Origin of the sequence: Dactylosporangium sp. NPDC000521 (assembly GCF_042898305.1) — a bacterium.
In the GTDB taxonomy this organism is placed as follows: Bacteria; Actinomycetota; Actinomycetes; order Mycobacteriales; family Micromonosporaceae; genus Dactylosporangium.
Map to the genome: position 1 here is coordinate 464,458 of NZ_JBIAYW010000007.1, position 12,628 is coordinate 477,085.

General features: G+C 70.5%; 9 protein-coding genes and 1 pseudogene. 7 read left to right on the plus strand and 3 right to left on the minus strand.

All coding sequences use genetic code 11. The features are described 5' to 3' along the window. Positions 1-76: 76 nt before the first annotated feature. Together ACFY3L_RS25030 and ACFY3L_RS25035 are read left to right on the plus strand one after the other, a co-directional pair. Positions 77-2,425 (plus strand): ATP-binding cassette domain-containing protein, encoded by a 2,349-nt coding sequence (locus ACFY3L_RS25030; RefSeq protein WP_389328540.1) that lies wholly within the window; start codon positions 77-79, stop codon positions 2,423-2,425. A 32-nt stretch (positions 2,426-2,457) separates the two neighbouring features. After that, complete coding sequence (locus tag ACFY3L_RS25035; protein WP_389328543.1) at positions 2,458-5,949, plus strand: DUF4132 domain-containing protein; 3,492 nt, start codon at positions 2,458-2,460, stop codon at positions 5,947-5,949. Positions 5,950-6,507: 558 nt separating this feature from the next. Here ACFY3L_RS25035 and ACFY3L_RS25040 read toward each other — a convergent pair. Further along, positions 6,508-8,124, minus strand: a complete 1,617-nt coding sequence (locus ACFY3L_RS25040) for a cellulose binding domain-containing protein (RefSeq protein ID WP_389328546.1) — start codon at positions 8,122-8,124, stop codon at positions 6,508-6,510. A 250-nt stretch (positions 8,125-8,374) separates the two neighbouring features. Here ACFY3L_RS25040 and ACFY3L_RS25045 point away from each other — a divergent pair. From ACFY3L_RS25045 to ACFY3L_RS25055, 3 genes and pseudogenes are all read left to right on the plus strand, one after another. Continuing rightward, positions 8,375-8,467: pseudogene (locus tag ACFY3L_RS25045) on the plus strand (DNA-binding response regulator); the annotation flags it as partial. A gap of 37 nt (positions 8,468-8,504) precedes the next feature. Further along, positions 8,505-8,777 carry a hypothetical protein gene (locus ACFY3L_RS25050; RefSeq protein WP_389328549.1) on the plus strand — a complete coding sequence of 91 codons (273 nt, stop codon included), beginning with the start codon at positions 8,505-8,507 and terminating at the stop codon, positions 8,775-8,777. A 144-nt stretch (positions 8,778-8,921) separates the two neighbouring features. Further along, positions 8,922-9,371, plus strand: a complete 450-nt coding sequence (locus ACFY3L_RS25055) for a DUF1152 domain-containing protein (protein WP_389328552.1) — start codon at positions 8,922-8,924, stop codon at positions 9,369-9,371. A 338-nt stretch (positions 9,372-9,709) separates the two neighbouring features. Here the strand turns inward: ACFY3L_RS25055 and ACFY3L_RS25060 are convergent, their stop codons facing one another. After that, a complete protein-coding gene (locus ACFY3L_RS25060) occupies positions 9,710-10,399 on the minus strand; it encodes a hypothetical protein (RefSeq protein WP_389328555.1) in 690 nt (229 codons plus the stop codon). Positions 10,400-10,470: 71 nt separating this feature from the next. Here ACFY3L_RS25060 and ACFY3L_RS25065 point away from each other — a divergent pair, with 71 nt between their 5' ends. Further along, complete coding sequence (locus tag ACFY3L_RS25065) at positions 10,471-10,863, plus strand: tyrosine-type recombinase/integrase (protein WP_389328558.1); 393 nt, start codon at positions 10,471-10,473, stop codon at positions 10,861-10,863. Positions 10,864-10,920: 57 nt separating this feature from the next. On the opposite strand, the gene ACFY3L_RS25070 is transcribed toward ACFY3L_RS25065, so the two are convergent. Next, positions 10,921-11,859 (minus strand): NADP-dependent oxidoreductase, encoded by a 939-nt coding sequence (locus tag ACFY3L_RS25070; protein WP_389328561.1) that lies wholly within the window; start codon positions 11,857-11,859, stop codon positions 10,921-10,923. 103 nt (positions 11,860-11,962) lie between these two features. Between ACFY3L_RS25070 and ACFY3L_RS25075 the strand changes: the two genes are divergently transcribed. Beyond that, a complete protein-coding gene (locus ACFY3L_RS25075) occupies positions 11,963-12,523 on the plus strand; it encodes a TetR/AcrR family transcriptional regulator (RefSeq protein WP_389328564.1) in 561 nt (186 codons plus the stop codon). Positions 12,524-12,628 lie beyond the last annotated feature (105 nt).

The window sequence follows — 12,628 nt, forward strand, 5'->3', positions numbered from 1 at the left end:
ATCAGATCAGGAATCGAGAAGTCGGCCCGATGAACTCCCACTAGCGTGGACGGCAGCCGACGACAGAGGAGACGTGATGGCCGACGAGCTGATCCGGGTGCGGGGCGCACGGGTGAACAACCTCAAGGACGTCAGCATCGAGATCCCGAAGCGCCAGCTGACGGTCTTCACCGGCGTGTCCGGCTCGGGCAAGAGCTCGCTGGTCTTCGGCACGATTGCCGCGGAGTCGCAGCGGCTGATCAACGAGACCTACAGCACGTTCGTGCAGGGGTTCATGCCGACGCTCGCCCGGCCCGACGTCGACGTGCTCGAAGGGCTGACCACCGCGATCATCGTCGACCAGCAGCGGATGGGCACGGACCCGCGCTCGACCGTCGGCACGGCCACCGACGCCAACGCGATGCTGCGCATCCTGTTCAGCCGGCTCGGGCAGCCGCACATCGGTTCGCCGCAGGCGTTCTCGTTCAACGTCGCCTCGATCAGCGGCGCCGGGGCCGTCACCGTCAAGAAGAACGGGCAGACGGTCAGGGAGCGCCGCGCGTTCAGCATCACGGGCGGCATGTGCGGCCGCTGCGAGGGTCGCGGCAAGGTCAACGACATCGATCTCTCGCAGTTGTACGACGACAGCAAGTCGCTCAGCGAGGGCGCGCTCACGATCCCCGGCTACAGCATGGACGGGTGGTTCGGCCGGATCTTCAGCGGCTGCGGCTACTTCGACATGGCCAAGCCGATCCGCAAGTACACCAAGCGCGAACTCAACGACCTGCTGCACAAGGAGCCGACGAAGATCAAGGTCGACGGGATCAACCTGACGTACGAGGGGCTGATCCCGAAGATCCAGAAGTCGATGCTGTCCAAGGACGTCGACGCGCTGCAGCCGCACGTGCGGGCGTTCGTGGAGCGGGCGGTCGTGTTCGGGGTCTGCCCCGAGTGCGGCGGCACCCGGCTCAGCGAGGAGGCCCGCTCGTCGAAGATCGACGGCAAGAACATCGCCGACGCGTGCGCGATGCAGATCAGCGACCTGGCGTCGTGGGTCAGCTCGTTGTCCTCGTCCCAGCCGTCGGTCGCGCCGCTGCTCGCGGCCCTGCGGCACACGCTGGACTCCTTCGTCGAGATCGGGCTGGGGTACCTGTCGCTCGACCGCCCCTCCGGCACGCTGTCCGGTGGCGAGTCGCAGCGGGTCAAGATGATCCGGCACCTCGGCTCGCCGCTGACCGACGTCACGTACGTGTTCGACGAGCCCACGATCGGCCTGCACCCGCACGACATCCAGCGGATGAACGACCTGCTGCTGCGGCTGCGCGACAAGGGCAACACGGTGCTGGTCGTGGAGCACAAGCCGGAGGCGATCGCGATCGCGGACCACGTCGTCGACCTCGGCCCGGGCGCCGGCGCCGGGGGCGGCACGGTCTGCTTCGAGGGCACCCTGTCCGGCCTTCGCGGCAGCGGTACCCTCACCGGCAAGCACCTCGACGACCGCATCGCCCTGAAGCCCGATGTGCGGCCGCCGTCCGGGTATCTGAAGGTGCGCGGCGCGAACGCGCACAACCTGCGCGACGTCGACGTCGACATCCCACTCGGCGTGCTCTGTGTCGTCACCGGGGTGGCCGGATCCGGCAAGAGCTCGCTGGTGCACGGCTCCGTGCCCGCCTTCGGTGACGTCGTGTCCGTCGACCAGAGCCCGATCCGCGGCTCCCGGCGCAGCAATCCCGCCACGTACACCGGACTCCTCGAACCCATCCGCAAGGCCTTCGCGAAGGCCAACGGCGTGAAGCCCGCGCTGTTCAGCGCCAACTCCGAAGGCGCCTGCCCCAACTGCAACGGCAACGGCGTCATCTACACCGACCTGGTGGTCATGGCCGGCGTCGCCACCGTCTGCGAAGTGTGCGAGGGCAAGCGCTTCGACGCGTCCGTCCTCGACTACCACCTCGGCGGCCGCGACATCAGCGAGGTCCTGACGATGTCGGCCGCCGACGCCTTCGAGTTCTTCGGCCCCGGGACCGACGCGCACACGCCGGCGGCGCACGTGATCCTCGGCCGGCTGGTCGACGTCGGGCTCGGGTACCTGACGATCGGGCAGCCCCTGACGACACTGTCCGGGGGCGAGCGGCAGCGGCTGAAGCTGGCGACGCACATGGCCGACAAGGGCGGCGTGTACGTGCTGGACGAGCCGACCGCGGGCCTGCACCTCGCCGACGTGTCGCACCTGCTGGGGCTGCTCGACCGGCTCGTGGACGCGGGAAAATCGGTGATCGTCGTCGAGCACCACCAGGCGGTGATGGCGCACGCCGACTGGATCATCGACCTCGGGCCCGGAGCGGGGCACGACGGCGGACAGGTCGTGTTCACCGGCACACCCGCCGCTCTGGTGGCGTCACGGGCGACATTGACCGGCCAGCACCTGGCGGAGTACGTCGGCGCCTGAATTTTGTCGTACCCCGTCGCTAGTGTGACGGCGTGGATTTCGAGTTTCCGGCTTCCTGGCGCAAAGTGTTCATCCCGCGTCGGGGCGGCACCCCTGGGCCCGCACTCAAGCACGACCGGGCCCGGGGAGCGGAGCTCATCTCCGCCGCGCGGGGCGTGATCGACGCCCGGCTCGACCACCCCGACAGCGACCCTTCGCTCGTGGCGGCCGCGCGGGCGTATCTCGCCGACCCGTCCACCGGCCCCGCCGCCGGCGCGGGGGTCGTCGCGGCGCTCGTCGCCTGCCACGTCTCGTGGAAGGACACGGGCCGGCTGGCCCGGCTCGCCGACCTGTGGATCCCTTCGCGGGGGCTGCTGTTCGCCGCGGCCGCCGTGATGGAGACGGTCGACCTGGACACCGGCGGTTACATGCACAACGGCGTCCAGGTCCCGTCGCAGGTGACGTGGCGGACCCAGCCCGGCTGGGGCTACTTCCCGCACTGGGTCGCGCTCGCCGGGCGGGTCAGGGCGGCGCTGGCCGTCGCGTCCGACGACGACCACGCCGCGGTGGTCGCGATGCTCGCCGGTCACCGGGACCGCTCGGCCTACCGGCGCGCGGCCGCCGCGTTCCTCGTCCCCACGCAGCGGGACTGGGTCGACGGCATCGCCGCGGCGCTGGCCGGCACCACCGACAACTACCAGGCCAAGCTGCTGTGGTGTGCGGCGTCCGACAGCGCGCACCTGGCCGCGGCGGCACCCTCCGGGGGCTGGTGGCTCGCCCGCGACACCGAGGCCCTCGCGACCGTCGTGGACGGCGCCGGGCCCGCCGTCACACCGCATCTGCTGGAGTGGCTGGACACCGGCAACGTCGACGCCGAGATCCAGCAGCGGCTGGTGAACACCCTGGCGCTGTTCCCGACCGACGAGGCGTTCGCGGCCCTGGTCGCCCGCCTCGACCGCAAGTATGTGCCGCTCGCCGCCCTCGACGCGGCCCGCCGCTTCCCGGAGCGGGCGCTGCGCATCCTCGCCGCCGACGGCGGCCGCGCGGCGCAGGACATGCTGCGGGTGCACGTCCTCGCGCACCGCGACCTCGTCGCCGGCGTCTCGCTGCCGCCCGCCTCGCAGGCGCGGGTCGAGGCCGTCCTGGCCGACGACAGCGCCGTGCCCTTGGCGTCGCCGTCGGCGCTGCCCGAGCTGCTGGTCACACCGCGGTGGACGGTGCGGCGCACGGTCGCCCGCCCGGCGGTCGTGCCGGGCCTCACCTTCACCGCCGAGCCCGTGCTCGAATGGGCGCCGGGCGAGCGGGAAGCCTGGGCCGCGCGGCGCGTGCCGAATGCGACCTGGTGGGCCCTCGACACCTCGATCGAGACCGCGGTGCGGCACTATCGCGCCGGCGGCCTGCAGGGGCACCACGAGGTCACCCTCATGCTGACCGCCCCCGACGACGTGGTCGCCGAGCTGCTGCCCGGCTGGCGCCCCCAGCGGGTCTGGGACGCACCGCAGTGGTTCCCGCAGATCGCCGCCCGCTTCGGGCTCGCCGCGCTGCCGGCCGCCCTGCACCTCGCGGACGCACAGCCCGGGACGTGCACCGAGCTGCTGCTGCCGTTCGCCTCACCCGAGGTCGCCACGCACATGGCCCGCTCGCTGCGGCGGCTCAAGTCGCTGCGCGCCCTCGTGCTCGCCTGGCTCGACCGGCACCCGGCCTACGCCGCCCGTGCGTTGACCCCGTTCGCGGTCGGCCCGACCGGCCCCGACCGCCAGACGGCCGAGGAGGCGCTGCGGATCGTCGCGGTACGGCATCGCGACGAGGTCCTCGCCGCCGGCGCCTCGTTCGGCCCCGACGCCGCCGCGGCGCTGGACACGCTGCTCGGCGGCAGCACCCTCGACGTCCTGCCGGCGAAGATCCCCGACCTGCCGGCCTGGGCCGACCCTTCGCTGATGCCCCGCATCCTGCTCAAGGACCGCTCCGCCGCCCTCGGCGACGAGCCGGCCCGCCACCTGTGCACGATGCTCGCCATCTCCCGCCCCGACGAGGTGTATGCGGGCGTGCCGCTCGTCGTCGAGCAGCTGGACCGGCGCTCCCTCGCCGAGTTCGCCTGGGCCGTGTTCACCCAGTGGCAGTCGGTCGGCGCCCCGCCGAAGGAGCCGTGGCCCCTGCTCGCCCTGCAGTGGCTCGGCGACGACGACACCGTCCGCCGCCTCTCCCCCATCATCCGCGCCTGGCCCGGCGAGGGCGGCCACGCGAAGGCCGTCACCGGCCTGGACGTCCTCGCCGGCATCGGCTCCGACCTCGCCCTCGCGCACCTGAGCGGGATCGCGCAGAAGGCCAAGTTCAAGGGCCTCAAGGAGCGGGCGGCGGAGAAGGTCGCCGAGGTCGCCGCCTCGCTCGGCCTCACCGAGGAGCAGCTCGCCGACCGCCTGGTCCCCGACCTGGGCCTCGACGCCTCCGGCTCCCTTCTGCTCGACTACGGCCCGCGCCAGTTCGTGGTCGGCTTCGACGAGCACCTCAAGCCCTACGTCATCGACGCACCGGCCGCGGGCGCCGCCGGTGGCCCGGCGACGGGCGGCAGTGGCAGTCCGGCGGCGGGCGGCAGTGGCAGTCCGGCGGCGGGCGGCAGTGGCAGTCTGGCGACTGGCGGCGGTCGCTCAGCTGGGCGGCGCAAGGACCTGCCGAAGCCGGGAGTGCGCGACGACCAGGAGCTGGCGCCGGCCGCGTACCAGCGATACAGCGGTCTGAAGAAGGACGTGCGGACCATCGCCGCCGACCAGATCCGCCGCCTGGAGGCCGCGATGGTCAGCCAGCGCCGGTGGACCGCCGCGTCGTTCCAGGACCACGTCGTGGCGCACCCGCTGCTCCGGCACATCGCCCGCCGCCTGGTGTGGACCGCGCACCTTCCGGCTGGGGGCGGCGACCAGACCGCATCCCGCGTCGCCGTGGACGGCAGGACGGGCACGCCCCGCGTCGCGGACGACGGCAGGACGGTCGCGTTTCGGGTCGCTGAGGACGGCACGTTCGCCGACGCGGACGATGAGGCGTTCGCCCTCCCGTCGACGGCTGCGGTCGCACTCGCCCACCCCGTCCTGCTCGGCGCGGAGCTGCCCGCCTGGGTGTCGGTGTTCGCCGACTACGAGATCCTGCAGCCGTTCGCGCAGCTCGGCCGCGCGGTGCACGCGCTGACGGCGGACGAGCGGGCGTCGACCAGCCTCGCCAGGTTCGCCGACCTGAAGGTCCCTACGAAGACCATCCTCGGCCTGGAGCGCCGCGGCTGGCAGCGCGGCGAGCCCCAGGACGCCGGCGTGCAGTGCTGGATCTGGCGCCCCGCCCCGGACAACCGCGCCATCGTCATCGACCTGGACCCCGGCATCCCGATCGGCGCCCACGACATCTTCACCGACCAGAAACTCACCACCGTCTGGCTCAACGACCACCCCTGGGGCACGTGGGTCCCACGCAACCTGACCCGCACGTTCGACGCCCTCGACCCTGTCACCGCCTCCGAGATGCTCCGTGACCTGACGGAGGTCCTCACTCCCCAACAGCCATGACGTCCGCGGTCTTGGTGGTTGCTGTCCGCGTGCGGATTCGCCAATCCATCTGGCTAACCGGCCGCCGTCCTCGCATGGTCCCAGCGCCGTCGAGGGCGTCATTCGGTGCCGTTGGCCTTTCACAACCAGCGCACATCCCACCGGCCGCAGACGCCGCACCCGCCGTCGTGGTTCACAACCAGCGCAAACGCACCTGACCACAAACCTCGCCTCCGGCGTCGCGCATTCCCTGTGGGTCGGTCGTGGCCAGGGTTGCCGTGATCGAAGTCGCGCAGCGGCCGTCAGCACGGCCAGAACTGTCCTTCGATCACGGGGGCGGTCGGCACTCGTAGTTGTTGTCCGCGTGCGGGGTCGCCAATCCATCCCGGTAACCGGCCGCCGTCCCCACATGGTCCAGCGCCGTCGAGGGCATCATTCGGTGCTTCCACACCGCCGTCAGTTTCACAACCAGTGCACGTCACACCCACTCCACCCCCCGCCGCCGCTGGCCATCTGCGTCGTCCGGGGCTGCGGCCGGGTGAGCGGAAGGTGGGGGCCGGCGGACCGGCCCCCACCTGGTCAGACCTTGGTGCAGGTGGCGCCGTTGAGGGTGAAGGTGGACGGGATGCCGTTGGTGCCGGGGACCGACGTGGCGCTGAAGCCGAAGTTCAGGCTGCCGCCGGCCGGGATGGTGACGTTGTAGTCGGCGGGGTTCCTGGCGGTGATCTGGTTGCCGGTCTGGGTCGGCACGGCGTTCCACATGTTCGTCACGACCTGGTTGCCCGGGAACGTCCACCGCAGGGCCCAGCCGGTGATCGGTGCGGTGCCGGTGTTGCGGATCGTGACGTCGCCGTTGAACGTGCTGCCCCAGTCGGACAGTCCATAGTGGACGCTGCAGGGGCCGGCCGGCTGCGGGCTGCCGCTCGGCGACCGCGACGCCGACGGCGACGCTGAAGCCGACGGGGAGGTGGACCGCGACGGGGAGATCGACACACTCGGCACGACGCCGCCGCTCTTGGTGATCATGTTGGCGGAGTGGGTGCGGAACGGGGCGAGCTCCGGGGCGCCCTTCATCACGCCGAACTTGCCGTCGACGCTGGTGGCCGAGTACCACCAGAACGCGCTGCCGTCGCCGCCGGCGGCCTCGAAGTCGCTGTACAGGGCGCTGAACCAGGCGGTCCGGTCGACGTTGTGCACGTTGAACTCGCCCATGAAGAACGGCTTGCCGACGAGGTTGTGCGAGTCGTTGATCCAGGCCCGGACCAGGGTCTTGGTCTGCTCGATGTCGAGGTTCGCCCAGGACTCCGTCGGGTACGGGTGCGCGGAGGTGAAGTCGATGTACGGCGACTGGTGGATGTAGACGAAGGGGTTGCCCTCGTCGCCGCCGAAGCCGTACCGCGTCTCGTGGCCCTCCAGGCCCGTGCCGAGCAGATGGTTGGGGTCGATCCCCTTGACGAACGCACCCATCTCGTCGACCCAGGCGCGCAGCGTCGTGCCGCTGGTGTTCTCGTTGGGGGTCTGGTTCTCGTAGCGCGGCTCGTTCATGAGCTCCCACGCCATGATGGTCGGGTCGTCCTTGTACTTGACGCCGCTGTAGTGGTTGGTGCGGTTCAGCGCGTGGGACACGTAGTTCTTGTAACTGGTGAAGCAGCCGGGGCACTTCGACTTGTTGAAGAACTGTCCCCGGCCGGGCTGTCCGCCGGACAGGCCTTCCCACTGGAGGCGGCGGTCGATCCCGCCGTACGCCTCCCAGTAGTTGTCGAAGACCGGGATGAGACGGATGTTGTGCGTGCGGGCCGACTCGATGACGTAGTCGAACAGGGCGAACTGCTGCTCGTTGTAGACCCCCTTGGCGGTCTCGAAGCCGTGCCAGCTCTCCATGCTGAACATCCACAGGCGCAGGACGGTCACCTTGTCGGCGGCCAGGTTGGCCATGTGCGCGTCGATCTTGGCCTTGTCCATGTACTGGGTCTCGGTGTCGCCGGACCCGGCACCGTACGTGAACACGTCATAGGTGTTGGTCCCGGCGAAGTAGAACGTCTTGCCGCCGAGGCAGAAGCGGATGCCGCAGCGTTGGACGAAGGCGGTGGCGGCGGACGCCTGGTTGACACCGGTCAGTGTGACGACGGCGCCGACCAGTGCCAGGAGGACGGCGGTCAGCGCGGCGGGCCACCGGCGGCGGGCGGGTCGGTTCATGTGAATTCCTTCGATGCCGATCTGGCGGGGGTGTCCCGCGGCCGGCGCCGCCGCGGGCATTGAACACGATCAGCATAACCGGTTAAGCGCAGTCAGGTTACGACGCCGCGCATCGCCGGTCAAGCCAGCAACTTAGTCGGTTCAGTTCGCGCGGTGACGACGAATGCTGGTTTCCTTCGCGTACGGCGAGCACCGCGCCGAACTGGATCCGCCCGTCCATCGACGCCGGATCGTCGGACGGTTCTCAAGCACCCGGGTCCTGGTCCTCACCACGTACGACACGGACGGCGACGTGCTGCGGGCGGTCGAGGCCGGCGCGGTCGGGTACCTGCTCAAGGACGCCCCGATCGCTGGTCGCCGGCGCGGGTGGGGGGTTCGACGTGTATGCCGGGCTGCCGCTGGCGTTCGCGCTCACCGCCGCCGGTAAGCAGGTGTATCTGGCGAACCTGAGCTTCGCCAACCTCGACCTGCTCGCCGCCGCTGATCGGCTCGGCGACGGTGTGGCCGCGATCCGCCCCGACTCGGTCGGTCTCGGCGACTATTTCCCGAACGCGCCCTGGCCCGTTGGCTCGACAGTCGCGGGCTGCCCTCGACGGTGTACGCGTTCGCCCGGACCGGGGACCAGCCGCTGCGCGCCGCCTACCGAACGTTGATCACCCATCTCGGCGTCGACGCGGTGGTGCTCATCGACGGCGGTACCGACATCCTGCTGCACGGCGACGAGGCCGGCCTGGGCACCCCGGAAGAGGACGCACCAGCCTCACCGCCGTGGCCGGACTCGACGACGTCGCCACCGGGTGGTGGTCTGCGTCGGCTTCGGCATCGACGCCCACTACGGCGTGTGCCACGCCCACGTCCTGGAGAACCTGGCCGCGCTCGACCGCGACGGCGGCTACCTCGCCGCCGTGTCGATCCCACGCGACAGTGCTGAAGGTACGGCGTTCCTGGACGCGGTCGCCCATGCCCAGTCCGTCACCTGGCGGCACCCGAGCGTCAACGGCCAGATCGCCGCGGCACTGCGCGGCGAGTTCGGCGACGTCCAGTTCACCGACCGCACCCGGGGCAGCAGGTTGTTCGTCAACCCGCTCATGGCCGTCTACTTCACCGTCGACCTCAACGCCTTGGCTCACCGCCTGCGCTACCGGGACTGGATCGAGTCCACCCACAACCGCTGGCAGGTCAGCCAGGCCATCGAGGAATACCGCCAGACCACCGAACTACGCCCCCACCGAAACCTCCCGCACTGACCCGGCTGCAGGAACCCACCACCACACCCGCGACGCAGCCAGCCACATCGGCCCCGGCCCCATGCCACGCGCAAATCTGCCGCAATCAGCTCGCTACGGGACGTCACGGCGAGTTAGGTCGCCCAGCTCCCGGATCTACCGATGTGCGTGCACGTTCCTCGTCTGCATCCTGGCACGCGGATTGCCGTACTGGGCTGATCCGTTCCACCGGTAGCCGGGCAGGATCAACAGCAAGGACGGCGTGCGCGTGCTGTGCTGGCAGACCCCCGACGATCACAACCTCGATCGTCACCGCGCCGCACGGCGGCTGAGGCCGAGTGCCAATGGGCGTCGTGCAGTCACCAGTCGGCGCGCCGCCAGGACAGGCCGGCGTATGCCGGCGGGTCCTCACGGCCCGACTTGATGCTCTGCCACCGCGCGGGCCAGTCGGCGGCGGGTCCGGCGAGCACCGCCCGCACCGCGGCGGCGCTGTCGTCCGGTCGCTGCGCGTTCCAGGGGGCGTACACCCAGATCTGGTACTCGTCCGGTTCCTCAAGCCACACCTCGAGTTCGCCGGTGCCGATCACGGCGACCCGCACGCCCTCGACCCCTGATGGCAGGTCAACGCCGGCGAGGATGAGCCGCCCGGCCCGGTGCGTCGCCGTCTCCCAGCTGCGGTCGGCCTCGATGCGGGCAACCTCGGTATCGTAGGCTGCGGCATCGAACACGATCGTTCGCCGCTCGCCCACCCAACGAACGCCGCGCCGGTCACCCAACTCCCAGCGCACGACATCGCCCTCGCGGCGCACACGTGCTTCGATCGCGCAGCATTCCGGGCCACAACTCGGGCAGCAGGCAATCGTCGCGGTCGTGAAGTCGTCGGTCGCCACGAAGCGGTTCACCGGCACCAGTGCATCCCACGGGTCTGGGCCGTCGTTGCCGTCAGCGTGGCTGATGTCAACGCCGTCGACATGAACGATCACGCGTACCTGCTCGGCCGACCGCGCGAGCAACGCCCTTTCGATCGACAACGACAGCAGCGACAGCACGACCGCATGCTACCGCTGTGCGCGCATCTGCCGCGGCGAGCGCACTGGTTCATCGCTGCGGCTGACGCATCGTGACGTATGGCTGCCATCACCGTCCCAGCCGTCAGCGGCGGGTCCCCGAACGAGCTCGTTCTGCGCGCGGCGGCCGCCGCGCACCTCGGCCGCACCGACGGACCGATCCTGCGCAGCACCCTCGGCACCCGCATGGACCGGCACGCCGCGACCCGCCGACTCAAGCACCTGGCCGCGACCGCTGGCGTCCGGATGCCGCGAATGCACCCGCACATCAGCTGCGCCATACGTTCGTCACCACGATGCTCGACGCCGGCGTCAGCCTCCGCGACGTCCAGATCGCTACCCGCCATGCCGACCCACGCACCACCATGCGTTACGACCGGGCCCGCAACAACCTCGACCGGCACCCCAACTACATCCTCGCGGCGTACATGGCCTCCGGCACGTAGCCGAAGCTCGCGACTTTGCCGATAAGCGGATGCTCCTGGGCCGCGCCGACTGGAGGATCAGTGAGCGTCGTCGACGCTCAGGACGATCTTGCCGCGGCGGGATCCGTGCTCGACCGTCTCGTGTGCGTCGGCCGCCTTCTGGAAGGGGAAGACAGCCTCGATCGGCACCGTGAACCGGCCTTGGATGAATAGCTCCGCGGCGGCGCACAGGCCGTATCGGCCGTCGGGCTCACCGGCCAGTTGTCCCATGGACAGGCGGACGCCGTGCTCGGGGGCGGTGAAGTCGGCTAGGGTCACCACCGCTGCCGGGCCACCGGTCAACTCGAGTAGTTCCGTCAGCGACCCTGCGCCGGCGATGTCCAGTGCGCGGTCCACGCGAGCCGCACCCAGCGCGCTGATCCGGGTCGCGAGGCCAGGCCCGTAGGTGATCGGCGTCGCCCCCAGCTGAGTGAGGAAGTCATGGTTGCCGGCGCGGGCGGTGCCGATGACCCGGATGCCGCGGGCCGCGGCCAGCTGGACGGCAACACTACCCACGCCACCGGCCGCGCCGTCGACCAGGAGGGTCATCCCCGGCTGCAGCTCCAGCAGATCGAGAGCACGGGTGGCCGTCTCGACGCTGGAGCCCGCTGCGCCCGCTTGCGACCATGGCATAGCAGCCGGCTTCTGGGCCCAGAGCTGCAGCACCGCGAACTCCGCGCTGGCTCCGCCGAGCTTCGCCAGGTCCACGACACCAAAGACGTGGTCGCCCACGACCACGCCGTCAACGCCGTCGCCGATCTCGTCGACGACTCCGGCCGCGTCGACGCCGGGGATGTGCGGCAGATGCAACCGGGCACTCATCGGAGTGCGGCCCGACCGAAGACCGATGTCGGCCGGGGACACCCCGGCAGCCCGAACACGTATGCGGATCTGACCGGTCTGCGGCTGCGGCGCGTCGGCCACCCCGAGGTGAAGTACCTCCGGACCGCCGAACCGGCCGAACTGCACTGCGAACATCGGCGGCTCCTCTGCCTCGACAGCATGGTTGCTGCCGTACCGTAGACCGGAAACGGAGCAGCCGTTCCGCCCTCGGGCGAAGTGAGAAGGACAACGTCCGAAGATGACTCAGAAGCAGCGTGCCGACGCCCGGTCCAACCGTGAACGGGTCGTGGCGGCAGCACGGGAGACGTTCGCCGTAGCCGGGCTCGAGGCGCCCATGCGAGAGGTGGCCCGACGGGCGGGGATCGGTGTGGCGACCCTCTACCGGCATTTCCCGACCCGCGCCGATCTGGTCACCACGGTCCTCGCCGAACGCGTCGACGCCTGCGGCGTGCAGATGCGCCACGCGCTCGACGACCCCGACCCGTGGCGGGCGCTGTCTGGCACAGTCCTCGAGTTTGCCGATCGGCAGATTCACGACCGGGCGCTCAACGAGGCGCTGTTGGGATCCGGCGACGTGGGCGCCACTCTCCAGAAAGAACGCCGGGAACACACCCATGCGTTGAACGTGCTGGTCGCCCGCGCGCAGGCCGCGGGCCTGCTCCGCGATGGTGTCGACGCTGACGACGTCCGGGCCGGCCTCATCGCCATCGCCTCACTACGGCAGCTACCGCCGACGGCAAGCGCCCGAGTGATCTCCAAGCTCGCCGGCCTCATCCTCGCCGGACTGCGCGCCTCGTAGACACCTCACGCGGGTCCTTCCCGACGTAGCGATTCCACGGATACCACCGACCGCAGCTTCCTCATGAGCCGCCACACCGAAACGCTGCAGGTGTCTCGACAGATC